At 48.0% G+C, this 18,270-nt stretch carries 13 protein-coding genes; 7 read left to right on the top strand and 6 right to left on the bottom strand.

Annotation, left to right across the window (positions count from 1 at the left end):
• The first annotated feature begins 45 nt into the window (after positions 1-45).
• Both OGH69_RS03675 and OGH69_RS03670 read left to right on the top strand, forming a co-directional pair.
• Positions 46-978, top strand: coding sequence for a peptidylprolyl isomerase (locus OGH69_RS03675; RefSeq protein ID WP_265173084.1), 933 nt, complete (start codon positions 46-48; stop codon positions 976-978).
• Positions 979-1,102: 124 nt separating this feature from the next.
• The gene (locus OGH69_RS03670) at positions 1,103-1,654 is read left to right on the top strand and encodes a hypothetical protein (protein WP_265173083.1); all 552 of its coding nucleotides are present in this window, start codon (positions 1,103-1,105) and stop codon (positions 1,652-1,654) included.
• Between the two features lie 86 nt (positions 1,655-1,740).
• On the opposite strand, the gene OGH69_RS03665 is transcribed toward OGH69_RS03670, so the two are convergent.
• Complete coding sequence (locus tag OGH69_RS03665) at positions 1,741-2,298, bottom strand: thioredoxin family protein (protein ID WP_265173082.1); 558 nt, start codon at positions 2,296-2,298, stop codon at positions 1,741-1,743.
• Between the two features lie 86 nt (positions 2,299-2,384).
• On the opposite strand from OGH69_RS03665, the gene OGH69_RS03660 reads away from it, so the two are divergent.
• Complete coding sequence (locus tag OGH69_RS03660) at positions 2,385-2,717, top strand: tRNA-binding protein (protein ID WP_265173081.1); 333 nt, start codon at positions 2,385-2,387, stop codon at positions 2,715-2,717.
• A gap of 4 nt (positions 2,718-2,721) precedes the next feature.
• Here OGH69_RS03660 and OGH69_RS03655 read toward each other — a convergent pair whose 3' ends face one another.
• Together OGH69_RS03655 and OGH69_RS03650 are read right to left on the bottom strand one after the other, a co-directional pair.
• Positions 2,722-3,840 (bottom strand): GTP cyclohydrolase, encoded by a 1,119-nt coding sequence (locus OGH69_RS03655; RefSeq protein ID WP_265173080.1) that lies wholly within the window; start codon positions 3,838-3,840, stop codon positions 2,722-2,724.
• Between the two features lie 3 nt (positions 3,841-3,843).
• Positions 3,844-4,827, bottom strand: a complete 984-nt coding sequence (locus OGH69_RS03650) for a transporter (protein ID WP_265173079.1) — start codon at positions 4,825-4,827, stop codon at positions 3,844-3,846.
• 151 nt (positions 4,828-4,978) lie between these two features.
• Here OGH69_RS03650 and OGH69_RS03645 point away from each other — a divergent pair, with 151 nt between their 5' ends.
• The 3 genes from OGH69_RS03645 to OGH69_RS03635 all read left to right on the top strand — a co-directional run bounded on the left by OGH69_RS03645 (position 4,979) and on the right by OGH69_RS03635 (position 9,159).
• A complete protein-coding gene (locus OGH69_RS03645; RefSeq protein WP_265173078.1) occupies positions 4,979-5,236 on the top strand; it encodes a DUF4834 family protein in 258 nt (85 codons plus the stop codon).
• Positions 5,237-5,359: 123 nt separating this feature from the next.
• On the top strand, positions 5,360-7,852 hold the full coding sequence (locus OGH69_RS03640) for a YfhO family protein (RefSeq protein ID WP_265173077.1): 2,493 nt from the start codon (positions 5,360-5,362) through the stop codon (positions 7,850-7,852).
• Positions 7,853-7,878: 26 nt separating this feature from the next.
• Positions 7,879-9,159 (top strand): glycosyltransferase family 4 protein, encoded by a 1,281-nt coding sequence (locus tag OGH69_RS03635; RefSeq protein WP_265173108.1) that lies wholly within the window; start codon positions 7,879-7,881, stop codon positions 9,157-9,159.
• Between the two features lie 178 nt (positions 9,160-9,337).
• On the opposite strand, the gene OGH69_RS03630 is transcribed toward OGH69_RS03635, so the two are convergent.
• From OGH69_RS03630 to purB, 3 genes are all read right to left on the bottom strand, one after another.
• Entirely contained in the window at positions 9,338-11,227 is a 1,890-nt protein-coding gene (locus tag OGH69_RS03630) for a monovalent cation:proton antiporter-2 (CPA2) family protein (RefSeq protein ID WP_265173076.1), read from the bottom strand.
• Positions 11,228-11,229: 2 nt separating this feature from the next.
• Positions 11,230-11,832, bottom strand: coding sequence for an NAD(P)H-dependent oxidoreductase (locus tag OGH69_RS03625; protein WP_265173075.1), 603 nt, complete (start codon positions 11,830-11,832; stop codon positions 11,230-11,232).
• A 117-nt stretch (positions 11,833-11,949) separates the two neighbouring features.
• Complete coding sequence (gene purB / locus OGH69_RS03620) at positions 11,950-13,302, bottom strand: adenylosuccinate lyase (RefSeq protein ID WP_265173074.1); 1,353 nt, start codon at positions 13,300-13,302, stop codon at positions 11,950-11,952.
• Between the two features lie 667 nt (positions 13,303-13,969).
• Here purB and OGH69_RS03615 point away from each other — a divergent pair.
• Positions 13,970-18,103 carry a galactose-binding domain-containing protein gene (locus OGH69_RS03615; RefSeq protein WP_265173073.1) on the top strand — a complete coding sequence of 1,378 codons (4,134 nt, stop codon included), beginning with the start codon at positions 13,970-13,972 and terminating at the stop codon, positions 18,101-18,103.
• Positions 18,104-18,270 lie beyond the last annotated feature (167 nt).

Genomic DNA, 18,270 nt, shown 5'->3' with positions numbered 1-18,270 from the left:
ATTTTATTTGTAAATTTGCGCTTCAAAACAAAAAAACAACTCATAATGGAAAACGGGATTTACGCAAAATTCAATACCAGCAAAGGAACCATCCTTGTAAAGCTGACTCACGATAAAACGCCGGGCACGGTAGGCAACTTTGTGGGGCTTGCCGAAGGCAACCTTGAAAATAACGAAAAGCCACAGGGCAAACCGTATTATGACGGCCTTAAATTCCACCGCGTTATACCTGACTTCATGATACAGGGCGGCTGCCCGCAGGGTACGGGTACAGGCGGCCCGGGTTACCAATTCGACGATGAATTCCACCCAAGCCTTACTCACAGCGGGCCGGGTGTATTGTCAATGGCCAATGCGGGACCGGGCTCTAACGGATCGCAGTTCTTTATTACCCACGTTGCTACGCCATGGCTGGACAACAAGCACACCGTTTTTGGCAATGTGGTTGAGGGCCAAAATGTGGTGGACGCCATTTCACAGGGTGATAAAATAGAAAGCGTGGAGATCATCCGCGAAGGCGAAGAGGCTAAGAACTGGAATGCCATCGAGGCCTTTCGCACCTTTGAGGGTTCGCGCGAAAAACGCCTTGCCGAAGCTAAAAAGCAGGCTGAAGAAGCTATGGAGAAGTTAGCGGCAGGCTTTGAAAAGACCGAAAGCGGGCTACGCTACAAAATGATCCAGAAAGGGAATGGCAAGCAGGCTGAAAAAGGAAAAAAAGTATCGGTACACTATCAGGGTTCTCTTGAGAACGGGATGGTATTCGACTCATCCTACAAAAGAAAGCAGCCTATCGACTTCCAGCTTGGCGCAGGCCAGGTGATCGAGGGCTGGGACGAAGGCATTGCCCTGCTTCAGGTTGGCGATAAGGCACGCTTCGTGATCCCGTCGCACCTTGGCTATGGCTCACGCGGTGCCGGCGGCGTTATCCCTCCGGATGCTACATTGATTTTCGATGTGGAGCTGATGGATGTGAAATAATTTCGAATTGTCAATTACGAATTACGATAGTAGTTCAATCCATAATCTAAACCCCAAAGCATTTTTGTTCTTTGGGGTTTTTTATTGGAATGCTTTTTGCATAATTCTCACTAACTTTGTACTTATGAAAACCATGCGTTACTTTATTTTCCTGTTTGTCCTTTTTGCTTTTTCTGCCAAAGCCCAGGTGATGCACTGCGGGTATGACTTTACGTCGTATGTTGTGCTGGATGTGCACGAGGCAGGCAAAAAGGAGAACATCAAGAACCTGAGGATTACCATTGTGGACAGCCTTGGCAACGATGTGGTGAACAAAGCCAATAAGTACAGCTTCAACCATGCCGATGAGGCTATGGTGTTTACTTTTAACTACAGGATTGGGGATGATAACAAACGCCTTCCTGAGGGTGGTACGGCCGCAAAAGAGCGTTGGTTTTTTCCCTATGCGAAAGACAATTACCTGCTTTCGGTGGCCAATACATTTCCGGCGGATAGTTTCCAGGTTAAGATAGAGGACATCGACGGCAAGGAGAATGGCGGTAAGTTTAAAACCCTCATATTGCCGCTGTACAGCTATAATATGTACATTTTATGCTCCAACGAAAGCCAGCAGGCAGGTATGAAGTTCGGGCGTAAAATGAACAAGCCGATAGATGTTGTTCTCGAACAGGAATAATGTATCAATTTGTTTAATGTGAGAATGTAGCAATTAACTACACTATGCTCAAATTGTTACATTAAAAAATTAATTACATTGCTACATTAATTCTTCCATTTTATGCCGCACCCCACACTTGGCTTTTGGTTTTCGGGTATAGCCCTGTTGTATAAAATACCATCAATCGCATTGCGCAGGTCGCTACCGCTTAACGGAATGTTGTTTCCGGGACGTGAATCGTCAAGCTGACCGCGGTATACCAATTTATCCAGATTATCAAAAAGGTAAAAGTCGGGTGTGCAGGCAGCATCAAATGCCCTGGCGGTTTCCTGTGTCTCATCGAACAGGTAAGGGAAGTCCATTTTATTTTCAAAAGCAAACTGTGCCATGGGTTCAGGTCCGTCCTGCGGATACTTATCGGTATCATTGCTGCTGATCGCTATGATCCCGATGCCCTGCACACGGTAATCGTTGGCAACCTTAACAATCTCGTCTATCACATGGTGCACATATGGGCAATGGTTGCAGATGAACACCACCAGTGTGCCCTTTTCTCCCTTTAAGTCTTCAAAAGAATAAAAATAATTGGAGTTGGTATCCTTTAGCCAAAATTTGGGTGCAGGTGTGCCCAGTGGCAGCATGTTTGAAGGTGTTTTTGCCATTGTTGATGAAAACGGTTATTTTAGCAAAATACGATATTTTATTGTTATCGGCTAATTTTGAACCTGAAACTTTAAACCTGTAACCAATGCTTACCTGGGAAGAATTTGAAAAAACAGAAATGCGCGTGGGAACCATCATTGAAGCCAATGATTTTCCCGAAGCCCGCAAACCCGCATATCAATTGACGATAGATTTTGGCGCTGCTGTCGGCATACGCAAATCTTCAGCACAAATAACCAGGCGTTATGCTAAAGAGGACCTTATCGGGCGGCAGGTAGTCGCGGTGGTGAACTTCCCTAAAAAGCAGATCGGCAAATTCATGAGCGAATGCCTTGTGCTGGGCGCGGTAGGGCAGGAGGGCGACGTAGTGCTGCTGGCGCCTGATTTTAAAGTAGAAAATGGATTGCGGATTGGCTAAAAAATTATAAATCTTTTCGGTAGGTCCTCCTACGCTTGTTTACAACGGGGTTAAAGTTTTTCCATAAATTGTGCATGGCGTAGTTGTCTTCCAGTTCAGGGGTACGTATGCAGTTGCGGATATTGTACTTTTTGAACACTTTGTAATACTCCTCAAAGATTATGGCTGTAACGCCTTTATTCTGGTATTCCGGCAGGATGCCAATGAGGTAGAAAACCACGTCGCGGCTGCTTTTTTTAGCTTTTAGCAGGTGGATGAACCCGAATGGGAAAAGCTTCCCGTTTGCCTTTCTCAGCGCCCCTGAAAAGTCAGGCATGACGATCGTGAAGGCGACGAGCCTTCCGTTTTCATCTTCAATGAATTTTATATAATCAGGATTGATGAGGCCAACATACTTCTTTTTGAAGAACTCTTTCTGTAGGTCCGAAACCGCGACAAACGACGACAGTTTTTCATACGTTTCGTTAAACAGGTCAAACATCCTGTCTACATACGGCATTACCTCTTTGGTCGATTTGAAATTGATTGGCTTCAGCCCGTAGCGCTTCTTTATAAGTTCGCTGGCTTTCAGGAAAGGCGCAGGATCGACGTCATTAAACGAAAAAATGCTCTCGCGGTATTCCTTTTCCATAACAAAGCCCAGCTTTTCGAAATGCTCTTTGTAATAGGGATAATTATACCAGGTAACCATTGTGCCCGGCTGGTCAAAGCCTTCGGTCAGTGCGCCTACTTTGTCCAGGTTGGAAAACCCCATGGGCCCTTCGGCATATTCCAGGTTGTGCCCACGGCCAAATTCATATACTTTTTCAAGCAGTGCTTTGGTCACTTCAATATCGTCAATAACATCAAACCATCCAAAGCGCACTTTCTTCTTATCCTGGTTATTGACTTCCTCCCAATTTACGATGGCTGCAACCTTGCCGGCTATCTTACCGTTTTTGTACGCCAGGTAAAATTTAGCCTCGGCGTTTGCAAACGCGGGGTTTTTGTCCTTGTCAAAACCTTCAAGCTCATCATTGATCAATGGCGGTACCCAATAGGGGTTGCCTTTATACAGTTCAAAAGGAAATGTTACAAAGTCTTTTATTTCCTTTTTTGTCTTAGCTTCTTTAATCGTAATCATCGCTTATTTTCCTCCGTCAGGGGCAGGTTCAGGTTCCGGTACTACAGCATCACGGCGTTTCCTTTTCCTTTCTTCCCTTTTCTTTTCTTTATCTTTTTTCTGTTTTTCCTGCTCCTTTTTCAGCTCGTCTTCACGGTCACCTTTTCCGGGCAGGAGAATATCGTTGTAATCGGCGTCAAATCGCCAGGAAAAGCCCAGGCCTCCATACAATATCATTGGGGTGTTCTTGATGTTGCCACTTACGGAAGCATCAAACTGCATCATGGGGCTGAACAGGTAGGCCGCCCCGGTACGGAAAATGCCGTCGGCATACCAGTCGCTCTTGTAGCCCTGGAACTCCAGGAAACCTGACCATTTGGCATTAAAGCCACGTGTTATGGTAGAAATGACACCATAACTCGGATAATCTGTCGTTACTTTGTCAGCAATAATGTTATTGATCAAAACCCACTTGCCGAAATGGTTGTGGGTTATCAGCATCACCTTCGGGCTAAAGCCGTCGGTAGGGAAGGTGTACGGATTGTTTTTCCCTATCAGGTTGGCGCCTGCGTAAACGCCCATTGCAGGAATAAGGTTACGCCACTTCCACTTTTGGTTGACTTTCCAGCTATAGATGTTGGGTTCGGGGTGATAATTTTTGTCGGGGTCATAAAACATGTATTTTGCCCCTATGGTTACCTGCCGGAAATCGTTGCGCATATAGGTTTCCAATGCATTGGTATAGGCATCAATCTGGTATTGCAGGTCGGCAACAAATTCCAGTTCTTCCATAAAGGCGCCGTAGCGAATCTGGGCATCAAACCCGCCGCCTTTGGCTTCATAATTAAGAACGTCGTGCTTTTCCCAAATGCCATATATCCCGGTTTCGAACTGCAGTACGGTTTCGCCGACGGCAAATGCCGACATCGATTTGCCGGGCCTGTTGCTGTTGATCTCATCCGTATATTGTGCTGTTGCCGTTGCCGCGGCCAGGGCTGTGACAAGCACGAAAATTTTTTTTATGACAATCATGTTGTTTGGCTCGTTTATTGGACGGATATTTTGGGTTTTTCAAATGTAGTATATTTATTATTATTTTAAGAGCCGCAATTCAATTTTAAGGGACAGATTAATTATTTTTGGTAAAATTTTAAGAGACATGGATACGGCATCTTTCAGCGGATTTTTAAGGACGATCGCAATTTTGATACTGGTTTATTATGCTATAAGAATAGCATTCAGGCTGTTGGCACCGGTACTGGTACAACAGGTGGTAAAAAAAGCACAGCAAAATTTTTATGACCAGCAGCAAAATATGCAGCAGCAGTACCAGCAGCAGTCCGGCACATCATCTGCGGAAAAACCCAAGGAAAAGAAAAAAGTAGGCGAATACATTGATTTTGAAGAGATAGAGTAGCTATAAAATTGACCCTTCCCTGTGAAGGGTTTTTTATTGGCGGCAGGTATTAATTCCGCTGTGTTATCAGGAATTATCAGGAAAATAAGTATCTTCACGGCGTTTTTACAAACCATGCTTTTTATGAAGAACCTGAACAGGATTTACCCGCATTTGCTGGCCATCATCGGTTTCATAACCGTTTCGCTCATCTATTTTTACCCTGTACTGCAGGGCAAGAAAATGTTCCAGTCGGATATTGTGCAATATACAGGCATGGCCAAGGAGCAAAACGACTTCCGTAAGGCAACCGGTGAAGAACCGTATTGGACCAACAGCGCTTTTGGAGGTATGCCTACCTACCAGATGGGAGCCAATTACCCGCACAACTACATCAAGCAACTGGACAGCGCCATACGTTTCCTTCCCCGCCCGGCCGACTATATGTTTGTGTATTTCCTCGGTTTCTACATACTGCTTTGCACCCTGAAAATGAATCCGCTCAAGGCTTTCTTCGGCGCGCTGGCCTTTGGTTTGTCTACCTACCTGGTCATCATACTTGGGGTGGGGCATAACGCCAAGGCCCATGCCATAGCCTATATGCCGATGGTCGTGGCCGGTGTGCTGCTGGTTTTCAGGCGCGAATACATCATAGGCGGGCTGCTTACCATGGTTGCCGCAGCGCTTGAGATCAACGCCAACCACTTCCAGATGACGTACTATTTGCTGATCCTGTTATTTGTTATCTACTTATATTACCCGGTACACGTCATTAAAACTAGAGAATACAAGCACTTGGGCATTTCTGCGGCTGTATTTGCGGTTGCCGGATTATTGGCACTGGGGGCGAACGCTACCAACCTGATGGCAACTTCTGAGTATGCCGACGCCAGTATACGTGGCAAGAGCGAGCTGACTACCAATCCGGACGGCAGCAAAAATACGACCACCTCGTCAATGGACCACGATTACATCACCGAATACAGCTATGGCAAGGCTGAAAGCTTTAACCTTATTGCCCCAAGGCTTTTTGGCGGTGGCAACGGGGAGGATGTTGGCAAGGATTCGCACATGTACGAATATGTGCTTGGCCTTGGTGCAGAACCCGCCCAGGCCGAAGGTTTTGTAAAAAACCTGCCCACTTACTGGGGCGAACAGCCTATAGTAGAGGCACCGGCATACATTGGGGCCATCATATTCTTTTTGGCGATACTTTGCCTTATTATTGACAAAAGGCAGCTTAAATATGCATTCCTGGCCGGTGCGATAGTGTCATTGCTGCTATCATGGGGCAAGAACTTCCCGGCACTAACGGATTTCTTCATTAATAATGTACCGTTTTACGATAAGTTCAGGGCGGTTTCGTCCATACAGGTCATACTGGAACTGTGCATGCCGGTGCTGGCGTTCATGGGGCTCCAGGCCTTCTTTAAGTCAGAAAAGGCAGAACAATGGAAAGCCCTGTGGGTATCGGCAGCCGTGGCATTGGGCACGCTTGTGTTCCTCATGCTTATCAAGGGGCAGTTCAGCTTTTCCGGCCTTAATGATGCACGATACGACGAAATGTTCGGCAAGCTGCCGGGCTTCATCGATGCGCTTGTACAGCAGCGCAAGGACATGTATTCGGCCGACCTGATGCGTTCCGGTATCTTCATACTATTGGCTGCTGCCGGTTTGTGGCTGTTCATCAAGGGCAAGATATCCAATACAGTAGCGGTAATAGTGGTAGGTGTACTAATAGTGTCCGACCTGTATTTTATCGACAGGAATTATGTAAACACCGAGAATTTCAAGGTGGCACGTGATGTAGATGCACCGTTCCAGCCAACAGAAGCCGACGAATTCATACTGAAGGATACGTCAGACTACAGGGTGTACAGCTTCCAGGGCAGGCTTCAGGGGCGCACGTCCTACTTCCACAAGGCAGTAGGCGGATACAGTGCCGTAAGGCCGCGCAGGTTCGAGCAACTGTTCAACTACATTGTAGAACCGGGCATAAGCAACATCGTAGGCTCGATCGACCAGCAGACATTGTCGTTCAACAAGCCGGTTCCTGTGCTCGACATGCTGAATGTGAAGTATGTACTGCTTCCTGCCAATGAAGAAGGGGAAATACCCGTAACCAATCCGTTTGCCAACGGTTCGGCATGGTTTGTAGATAAAGTGAAAGCGGTTGACAATGCCGATGGCGAATTGCAGTCACTTAAAGAAATCAATACCAAAGAAGTTGCCGTTATCAACAAGGCCGAGTTTGCCGATGCCGTTAAAAAGACATCTTTTGCTACAGACAGCACCGCAACTATAAAGCTGGTAACCGAAAAGCCAAACTACCTGAAGTATAGCGCCAACAATGCTAACGAAGGGCTGGCTGTGTTCTCTGAAATGTATTATGCCGATGGCTGGAATGCCTTTATCGACGGTAAGCCTGCACCTCATTTCCGCGCCGATTATGTGCTTCGTGCCATGAATGTGCCGGCGGGCAGGCATACCATCGAGTTTAAATTTGAACCGCAGGTAGTACAAACAGGCAGCAAGATCGCGTTGTTCAGCTTTATAGGCATGCTGTTATTGCTGGCAGGCGGTATTTATTTTGAAACGAAGAAAAAGTCTCAGTCTCAGTCCCAGTTCAAGCAGTAGTCTAATATCTTAAAGTCTTACATCTAATAGTCTTGAGAAAAGTCCTCATCATAACCTACTACTGGCCGCCTGCGGGTGGGCCTGGCGTGCAGCGCTGGCTCAAGTTCGTCAAGTACCTGCCGGAGTATGGTGTGGAGCCTGTGGTGTACATTCCTGAAAATCCAACCTATCCGTTGGTCGACAAAGGCCTGCTGGCAGAAGTGAGGCCGGATGTTACCATCATCAGGCAAAAGATCACCGAACCCTATGCATGGGCTTCGATGTTCTCCAAAGGCAGTACCAAAAAGATCAGTTCGGGCATCATCCCCAATAAGAAAAAACAGTCGCTCATCCAGCGCATGCTGCTGTGGGTGAGGGGCAACCTGTTCATCCCCGATGCGCGCGTACTGTGGGTGAAGCCCTCTGTTGCGTATTTATCAAAGTACATCAAGGAAAACGGTATTGACACGATCATCACGACCGGGCCGCCGCACAGCCTGCACCTCACAGGCCTGCGACTACAGGAAAAACTTTCTGTAAAATGGCTGGCCGACTTCCGCGACCCGTGGACAACCATTGGCTACCACAAGGAATTGAAATTGTCTGCATCCGCAGAAAAAAAGCACAAGGCGCTGGAAAAGCAGGTGCTTACTTCAGCGGATGCCATTATCGTGACCAGCCCAACCACTAAGAAAGAATTTGAAGCGCTTACGCAAAGGCCCATCCATGTGATTACTAATGGTTACGATGTGGAAAAGGTGCAAAAGCAGCCCCTGGATGATAAATTCACGCTGGCGCACATTGGTTCCTTCCTTTCAGAGCGCAATCCGGAGATATTATGGGAAGCTTTGGCAGAATTAATAGGGGAGAATGAGGCTTTCCGTGAAGCATTCCAATTTAAGCTCATCGGTGCGGTAAGCCAGGAGGTGCTGCGTTCCATATCTGAGGCCGGGCTCGATAGCTATGTTAACAGCCTTGGCTATGTGCCGCATGAAACCGCCATTGCTGAACAACGAAAGTCACAGGTGCTATTGTTAGTCGAAATTGACAGCCCCGACACAAAATGCATCATTCCCGGAAAATTATTTGAATACATGGTCTCTGAAAGGCCGATAATCGCTATAGGTCCTGAGGGCGCCGACTTTGCGGACATCATTAAATCCACCAACACAGGTGTGTTTCTTACCTATTCTGAAAAGGAAAAGCTGAAGCAAACCCTATCGGGTTATTTTGAGGAATACCAAAAAGGTACGCTGCGTTCGCATCCTATAGGCCTGCAGCAGTATTCAAGAAAAAACCTTACCGGGGAGTTGGTGAAGGTGTTGTAGTGTTTTTACTTAATTTTTTGCCTCATTTAGGGCAGTCATTGCGGGGGACGAACGACCCGGCCAACGTGGGTAAGCTAAAGCAATCTTTTTATTTCAATATCTCATAGCGCAGGAAAAATGCCGCGCTCCGTAAACTGCGCTCACAATGCTACTATAAGAAATATTAAAAAAATAATATTCAATCCTCTTTCTTTTCGCTATTATCTTCGGCTTCCCGCCTAAGGTCGGCGCTTTCCCAGGCATGGTCGTTCGCGCCAAGCTGTGCATACAGGTCATTCTTCAGCAGGTGCTCCTGTAGTTCTATCTCTTCTTTAGCAGTCATAAGGAATGCTTTTTTGTCGTGCCTTTTCTCAGCCAGCCTGTGTATGGACTGTTCGTCATACTTCATGAAGCGCTGCCCCTGGCGCGTGGCTGTATAGCGCCTGTGCCCCAGTTCTACCAATGCATCCACTCCAAGGTGCACGGCGCTGTAAAGATTTTCGCGGTAAAAGTCATGCACGCCCATATCCACAAGCTCAAAGGCATCGCTTCGGTTGCGTGCACGCGCCAGTATTTTGAGATTTGGGAAATGTTTCTTTATCATTTCCACTACCTGCAGGTTTACGCGCGGGTTATCTATCGCCGCAATGAACAGCTTGGCATTATCGCAACCGGCGGCTTTGAGCAACTCCAGCCTCGAGGCATCGCCATAATACACCTTAAAGCCCATTTTGCGGAGCGAATCCACCCTGTCGCTGTCCATGTCGAGTACGGTAGCCGGTATGCCGTTGGTTTTCAGCAGGCGGACGATAGTGCTCCCGAAATTCCCAAAACCGGCAATAATCACATCGTTATTCTCATCAATATCGTCATAGTCGTTTTTAGGCTGCTTTTCCTTAACGCCAAAGAACGGGTCGATGAAGCGTTCGTTAATGAGCAAAAGGAAAGGCGTGCCTATCATGCTCAGGGCTATTACAGCCATCATCTGGTTGGCAAGTTCTGTCTGCATCAGCCCCAGCTGTATGGCAAATGACAGTATCACAAAACCGAATTCCCCGGCCTGGCTAAGCGCAAAGGAGAATAGGATATTCTGGTCGGAGCTTTTTTTATAGATTTTCCCCACCATAAGCAGTACAAAGAACTTTATGGTGTTGAATATGGTAGAAAAAATGATGATAAATGCCGGATCGGCCATTATGAGCCGGAAATCGATCGATGCTCCCACACCGATAAAGAACAATCCCAAAAGCAAACCTTTGAACGGGGCTATATCGCCTTCCAGCTCATGGCGGAATTCGCTGTTGGCCAATACCAGTCCCGCCAGGAACGCGCCCAATGCGGGGCTAAGGCCGACCAGCTGCATCATGAATGATACACTCATAACCAACAGAAGCGCTGAGGCAGTGAAAAGCTCCTGCAGCCTCGTACGGGCCACTACATGCAGCAGCGGAATGATGATGAAGCGCCCCCCGAGGTATACAAAGCCTATGGTTCCCAATACGATGGGGGCCTGTATCCAGCCTAAATGCGATATGAGCGACTGTTCATTGCTTTCGTTTACTACGGTGGTGCCTGCAATAAGCGGGAGTATCGCCATGATAGGGATTACCGCTATGTCCTGGAACAGCAATACAGCGAATGAAGAGCGGCCCATTGATGTATTGGTAAGCCCTTTTTCTTTTAATGTCTGCATCACAATCGCTGTAGAAGAAAGCGTGAGCGCCAGCGAGATCGCCAGGGTTTCCTGCCAATGCCAGCGCAGTACGAACGAGCAGGCAATAAAAAGTACAGTTGTAGTAGCCAGTACCTGCAGGCTGCCCATGCCAATAATGATGCGCCGCATGCGCCAGAATTTATGCGGTTCGAGTTCCAGCCCTATGAGGAACAGCATCATTACAACGCCAAACTCGGCAAAGTGCATGATGTCCTGTCCTTCCTGCCCGATGAAGCCCAGTACGTAAGGGCCAATTATGATGCCTGCAAAAAGGTAGCCCAATATGGAGCTGAGCCCAAGTTTTTTGGCTATCGGCACACAGATAACCGCTGCGGCCAGGTAGATGAGCGCCTGAAAAAAGAATCCCTCTGCCATAGTTACCTGTTTTTAGTTTTAAACCAGTCGTTAAAGTAATGTTGCCCTTCCAGTTCCTTAGGGTTTATTTCATTGTTTTCAAGGTAATTTAAGACATCGGCATACAGCCTTCCGTTCTTCTCGTAGCCCTGCTCATCCATAGAGTGTGTTCCGTGTACCACAAAGGGCGGAAGGTAATGCATGCGGCATACCATAGCCGTTTGGCAAAAGGGTTCTAATAACTGCGCTATGGTAAAGCGGTCGCGGCCGGTTGGTGAATAGTTTTCCTTTTTGCCGCCTGTCGTGATGGCCTGCATAAGGAGTTTGCCCTTGAGGGCAAAACCTTCGCTGCCATAGGCCCAGCCGTGTTCCAGTACGATGTCTATCCATTGCTTGAGCAGGGGAGGGCAGCTGTACCAGTACATGGGATGGTGCCAAATTATGATGTCGTGATTATAAAGCAGTTCCTGTTCGCGCTTCATGTCAATGTCAAACTCAGGGTACTCCTGGTACAGGTCGTGAAAGGTAATGTTTGGGGATTTTGGTATGTGCTTTACCAGCACATTGTTGGCGTTCGATTTTTCGAACAGCGGATGCGCAAAAAGTATCAGTATTTTGTTTGGCATAAAAAATCCCGTTTAAATTTCCCCTTTCCCGCAATATACCAAATTTTATCGTTGTAGGAAAAACTTGTTAAGCGGGGTGGTGAAATTTAAACAGGATTTAACAATTTGTGATTTCGCCTACGGCTGTATGCCCAGGTAATTGGCCGGGGTAATCTGCATCAGCTCCTTCTTAACGGCATCGCTTACCTTTAGGTTACCGATGAACGATTGTATCGCATTCTGGTCGATTATCGTATTAGTACGCGTCAGGTCTTTCAGTGCTTCATACGGGTTCGGGTAGCCCTCGCGGCGCAGTATGGTCTGTATGGCTTCGGCAACAACAGCCCAGTTTTTCTCGAGGTCTTCGGCAAACTTGTCGGCATTCAGCAGCAGCTTGTTCAGGCCTTTCAGCGTGGCTTCGAAAGAGATGAGCGTATGCCCCATCGGTACGCCTATGTTGCGCAGTACGGTGCTGTCAGTAAGGTCGCGCTGCAACCTGGATAGCGGCAGCTTGGCCGAAAGGTGCTCAAAAATCGCGTTGGCGATGCCCAGGTTGCCTTCGGAGTTCTCAAAGTCAATTGGATTCACCTTGTGCGGCATGGCTGAAGAGCCTATTTCGCCTGCTTTTATCTTTTGCTTGAAATAATCCATCGACACATAGGTCCAGATATCCCTGTCCAGGTCGATAATGATGGTATTGATACGCTTTAATGCGTCAAAAAAGGCCGCAAAATGGTCATAATGTTCAATTTGTGTAGTAGGGAAGGAGTGCTTTAGGCCAAGGGTGCCTTCTACAAAATCATTCCCGAACTGTCTCCAGTCGTTTTTAGGATACGCTACAAAATGCGCATTGAAGTTGCCCGTAGCCCCTCCGAATTTTGCTGCAAACGGTATGTTGAACAGCAGGCGCATCTGTTCTTCCAAACGCTCCACAAATACTCCTATTTCCTTGCCCAGTCGGGTAGGCGAGGCCGGCTGCCCGTGCGTGCGTGCCAGCATGGGTACGTTGGCCCACTCCACGCTTAGCTCTTTCAGCTTTGCGATCACGGCAATGAGCGATGGCAGGTACACGTCCTCAAAAGCTTCTTTTGTAGAAAGCGGTATGGCGGTATTGTTAATGTCCTGGGATGTTAAGCCAAAATGGATGAATTCCTTATAGGCCTCAAGCGCCAGTTGGTCAAACGCTTTCTTTATGAAATATTCCACGGCCTTCACGTCGTGGTTGGTAGTTTTTTCAATTTCCTTTATCTGCTGCGCATCTTCTGCTGTAAAGTTCTTATAGATCTCCCTCAGCTGCCCGAACAGGTTTTTGTCCACACCGGTTAGCTGCGGTAACGGAAGTTCGCACAGGGCAATGAAATATTCGATTTCCACAAGCACGCGGTAGCGTATGAGCGCCTCTTCGGAAAAATAACGGGATAATGATGCGGTTTTGCCACGGTACCTCCCGTCAATAGGGGATATGGCATTCAGTTCGGATAATTGCTGCATTGTTGTTGTGTTGTAATGGAATGAACCGCAAATATAGGGTTTTAGGGGGAATATAAAAAAGGACATTTGTTACGAATTGAAGTAGCGTATGGATTTTGCCGGCTATGACTAGAAGGTGGATTGTACGCGTCCTCAGCTTCCTGTAATACAATGTTAATCCCGGCCGGTAAAGCCGTCGAAATGGCTCAGGTAAAAGATAACCTCCTCTTTGAGGTGCCAAATGTCTTTTGTTATATCTTTGACGGCGATTTCCGAATAGCTGCGCATATGCAATTAATTTGAAACTTGTAATTTTTGTGAAAATAGGCGTTTATGGGGAATCCAAAAACTAATCGCCTTAAAATCACGTAAAAATGTTAATTTGTTGATATATAATGTTTTGGCATTTTTGTATAGTTTTTACATACATACTTCTTTAGGGCTACAATTTTACCTTCCACCACAATTTTGCCTCAACAAAGCATCAACATTCGGTTGCCGTTAACGTTTTCGAAATTTTTTTATCCGCACAGCCTATACATGACTACACCCGTAGCAGCTATGTAAATCAGGCTTGATATTTTTGTAATTCACTATTCCTCAAAATTAAATCTAAAATTAAGTGAATAGTAAAAATAATTGGGATTAAAATTTACAACTGTATAACCAAACATCTAATTCTTATAATATGAAACACCTTTATCTATGTGCGGCCTTTTTGGCTGCCGGAATGTGGGGGGCATATTCACAGACACCTGTACAGGTAGGGTCCGGCAGCTATGCGTCCTTCCCGCCGGCTTCGGAAAATGTTGGCTATTTTGTCAACGACCGCCCTATTTATGTGTCGGATGGCGAAACCCGGCCGATTCCTACCAATGACTGGTGGACGAGCATCATTGCCGAACAGTACAGCGGCCTGTTGTGGGCCTATCCGTTAATGGTAGATGCCGAAGAGTACGGTGCACGCGTATTTTTTCCCAACAGCTTCGTGCCGGATGGCAGCAACATCGAATACGGTGGCGCCATCAGGATAAAAGCCACAGGTTATGCGCCTGTTAAGGCCATTGCTAAGGACTGGAGCGACTGGGGCGTGGTAATGGGCATCCCCGATGCTACGGGTGCTAAGAACATCGACATCACCATGGCGCACGGCGTACCGTTTACCTGGATCGAGACGCAGGGCATCAACCCTGAGTTCTCTTACGATACCGGCGCGACCTATCTTACCGGAACCGGTGCACCGCTCACGCTGCCTGCAACGGGATCGTTCGTTATACAGAGCAGCGGCCGTTATTTTGGCGTTCACATGGCTCCTAACATCACTGTAAACATGGAAGGCCAGCAGTTCGTGAAGATCGACCTCGGTTCGGCACAACCCATAACCAACCTGAAACTGCATTGGGAGGCCGCTTACGCCAAAGGCTATACGGTACAGGTGTCGAATGACAATGTAAACTTCACCACCGTTTTCCCGGAAAGTAACGGCAATGGCGGGCTTGACGACATCGCACTTTCCACATCGGGGCGTTATGTAAAGCTAAACCTTTTGGAAAGGGGCACTGTCTGGGATTTCTCACTTTTTGAAATGCAGGTATATAACGGCGCCACATTGCTGTCGCAGGGCAAGCCGGTTGAAGTGACATCGGTGCAGGGCGGCTTCATCGGCGCAAACCTTAATGATGGTAACCTTGCCACACGCTGGGCGAGCAACCCGGATGCAGAAGAAAAGCTGGTTTTGAACTGCAATGGTGCCAACAGTTACTTTGTAATTTCGGCTTTGCCATCGCCTTCGCACCTGGCAGAATATGATACATATGCCTTTAATAAGGTCATCAATACCGAAGTAGACTATGATTATGATGCCGCACTGGGCATGGTAGATACCGAATGGAATGTTACCACCCAAAACCTGAAGGGCCTCCCTGCAGGGAACACCATTCAGGGCTTCCTGCCGCATTTATACGAGAACACCACCCACAGTGTTCCTTTTACCGCCAACAATTACGTTACCCCGCGCGGTACGCTGAAAACGGCAATAGGCAACTCACATTCGTTCAGCTACAAGTTTACCGGCGTGCTGCCATCGTATAACTCTCCGTACAGCAACGGTACCGATGCCAACCCGTATGATGCCGACAAGATGTTTACCCTTATTTCGCAATATGCATCAAGGGAAGGCTATGGCGGCGATACGTACTGGGGTGGCAAGGACCTTGTAAACTTTGCGAAATACACGCTGATGGCCAAAGAAGTGAACCACCAGTCATACGATGCGTTAAAGACCAAAACCAGGAATGCGCTGGTGAACTGGCTGACCTATAGCCCGGGGGAGCCTGAAAAATATTTTGCACGCTACGACCGTTGGGGCGCCATAGTAGGCTTTAACGAGTCCTACGGCTCATCGGAATTTGTAGACAACCATTTCCATTACGGCTACCTGATACAGGCTTGCGCCATGTACTCGATGGTAGACCCGCAATTCCTTACGCAGTATGGCGACATGATAAAGCTGGTGGCCCGGCAATATGCCAACTGGGACAAAAACGACGATTTCCTGCCGTACCTGCGCACTTTCGACCCATGGATAGGGCATAGCTATGCCGGGGGCATGAGCTCGGCGACAGGCAACAACCAGGAGTCGACTTCCGAAGCGATGCAGTCATGGACGGGTCTTTTCCTTTTGGGCGACCTGCTTGACGACGACGAAATACGCAATGCGGCTGCTTTTGGCTACATCAGTGAGGCGCACGCTACCCTGGAGTACTGGTTCGACTGGAAGGTGCGCAACCTGCCTCCGGCTTATGCGCACAACATGGTAGGCATATTGTCTAACCAGGGATTTGCTTATGGCACGTATTTCAGCGCAAGCCCGCTGCACATCCATGGCATACAGTACCTTCCCGTTAATCCGGGCTTCAAGTACCTGGCCATGGACACTGAATGGGCCGAGGGCGAGTATGAAGACATGATGACCGAAACCCAGGCTGTAGAAGGATTCACCAGCGAATACCAGTTTGGCGACGACTGGGCGCATGTAGCGCTGGGCTTCAGGCTGCTTTTCGATCCGCAGTATGTTACCGATTTCCTTGACGATAACATGGAAATGGCAACTAACAGCCCGAACTATATCATGGATTATGATGTGGCCGGAATGACTTATTATTATGCCCATGCCAACCAGAACCTTGGTGACTTCTCCTTTGACTACCACACCGATTTCCCTTCGAGCAGTGTGTTCGAGCAGAACGGAGCCTTTAGTCATGCGGTGGCTTACAACCCTACCGCAGCCGCAAAAACCTGTACCATTTACGGTCCTACAGGAAATGTAGTGGGTACGTTTGTAGTGCCGGGCTACACACTAATGACCTATCCTGAACTGCCTACTACAGGCCAGGCGCCACAGGACTGCTATACGCTGGCCGCGGCTTCGGCTACAGCCACTTCGGGCAATGCTGCGCTGGGTATAGATGGCAACATGGGCTCACGCTGGGAAAGCGCCTTTGCCGACCCGCAGACCTTCACTGTAGACCTGGGCACGGTATCTACCGTAAATACGGTAACCATCCACTGGGAGGCTGCGAATGCAAAAGATTATACCCTTAGCGGCTCTGAAGACGGTGAGAACTGGGTGGAGATTGGCGCCTATACCGATATGGCAGAAGGCAACCGTACGGATGTTATCGACGATATTGATGCCGATTACCGCTACCTTCAAATGCACGGCACAGCGAGGAACCTTGTTTACGGCTACTCCATATTCGAATTCCAGGTGTGCGGCTCGTCGGGAACACCACCGCCGTGTACCGACCTTGAGGTGGTATCGGCAACCGCTACGACGGGCACAGCCGAGCAGGCCATTGACAATAACGACGGTACACGCTGGGAAAGCGCTGCTGCCGACCCGCAAAGCATTACCCTCGACCTTGGCGTGATAACCCACGTGGATAAAGTGACCATTGACTGGGAAACGGCCAACGCTAAAGATTATACGTTAAGGGGCTCATCGGACGGCCTTGCGTGGACAGATATTGCCATACTTACCGACATGGCTGCCGGCGAGCGTACCGACGTAATTGAGAATATCGACAACGACTACCGTTACATCCGTGTGGATGGTACAGAACGCAATACCATTTACGGTTATTCCATCTGGGAAATCGACGTTTGCGGCGAAGTTTCCGAAGAAGAGCCTGAACAGCCCGAACTAGTACCGGTGCCTATACCTGCATTGATACAGGCAGAAGACTTTACCGATATGTTTGGCATTGCCATGGAGGCCACCGGAGATGAAGGCGGCGGCGAGAACGTTGGCTGGATAGACGGCGGCGACTGGCTGGAATATTACATAGAATCTCCTACAGCAACGCTTTATGAAGTAGACTTCAGGGTGGCGAGCGCTGCAGGCGGCAACATAGTAATTTTGTCTGAAGATGCGGAGGTTGGTACAATAGCCGTTCCGAACACCGGAGGCTGGCAGAACTGGGAAACGATAACCACAACGGTAACGCTTCCTGCGGGCGTACAGACCATAAAGCTGAATGCAGCCGGGTTTAACATGAACTGGCTCGAGTTCAGGCTGCCGACATCAGGCACTGACGGCTTTGCTCAAACAGGCATCGCGGTTTACCCTAACCCTGCCCGCGGCACGGTGAACATCCGCAGCAATGCCGACTACCCAATGGCACTATACAGCATAACCGGCGCATTGCTGATGGAGCAGCGCATCATCGAAGGTGAAAACAGTGTAGACATCAGTGGGCTTGCCGGCGGAGTTTACCTTGTGAAAATTGGCAACAATGTATCACGCCTTATCATAGAATAGTATTTTATTTTCATAGCAATTTTATTTTTTTATGCCCTGCGTTGTATAGCGCGGGGCATTTTTTTTCATTTGCCACGAATTACCAAAATCAATTGTGTAATGTTTAAAGCAAAGGTGAAGCTTCACAAATCAGGATAAGCTCTATGCCTGTGTGTTTTAATGAATTG

The organism is Flavobacterium sp. MFBS3-15 (genome assembly GCF_026107645.2).
Classification (GTDB): Bacteria; Bacteroidota; Bacteroidia; order Flavobacteriales; family Flavobacteriaceae; genus Flavobacterium.
Note: the sequence above shows the minus strand (reverse complement) of the source record. Positions and strands in the feature narration are given on the sequence as shown.

What these genes read in the sequence shown, in the direction of transcription:
- OGH69_RS03670 (WP_265173083.1), top strand. Translation starts at nt 1,103, where the DNA reads ATGAAAACCATGCGTTACTTTATTTTCCTGTTTGTCCTTTTTGCTTTT.
- OGH69_RS03615 (WP_265173073.1), top strand. Translation starts at nt 13,970, where the DNA reads ATGAAACACCTTTATCTATGTGCGGCCTTTTTGGCTGCCGGAATGTGG.
- OGH69_RS03675 (WP_265173084.1), top strand. Translation starts at nt 46, where the DNA reads ATGGAAAACGGGATTTACGCAAAATTCAATACCAGCAAAGGAACCATC.
- OGH69_RS03660 (WP_265173081.1), top strand. Translation starts at nt 2,385, where the DNA reads ATGCTTACCTGGGAAGAATTTGAAAAAACAGAAATGCGCGTGGGAACC.
- OGH69_RS03655 (WP_265173080.1), bottom strand. Translation starts at nt 3,840, where the DNA reads ATGATTACGATTAAAGAAGCTAAGACAAAAAAGGAAATAAAAGACTTT.
- OGH69_RS03625 (WP_265173075.1), bottom strand. Translation starts at nt 11,832, where the DNA reads ATGCCAAACAAAATACTGATACTTTTTGCGCATCCGCTGTTCGAAAAA.
- OGH69_RS03645 (WP_265173078.1), top strand. Translation starts at nt 4,979, where the DNA reads ATGGATACGGCATCTTTCAGCGGATTTTTAAGGACGATCGCAATTTTG.
- purB (WP_265173074.1), bottom strand. Translation starts at nt 13,302, where the DNA reads ATGCAGCAATTATCCGAACTGAATGCCATATCCCCTATTGACGGGAGG.
- OGH69_RS03630 (WP_265173076.1), bottom strand. Translation starts at nt 11,227, where the DNA reads ATGGCAGAGGGATTCTTTTTTCAGGCGCTCATCTACCTGGCCGCAGCG.
- OGH69_RS03665 (WP_265173082.1), bottom strand. Translation starts at nt 2,298, where the DNA reads ATGGCAAAAACACCTTCAAACATGCTGCCACTGGGCACACCTGCACCC.
- OGH69_RS03640 (WP_265173077.1), top strand. Translation starts at nt 5,360, where the DNA reads ATGAAGAACCTGAACAGGATTTACCCGCATTTGCTGGCCATCATCGGT.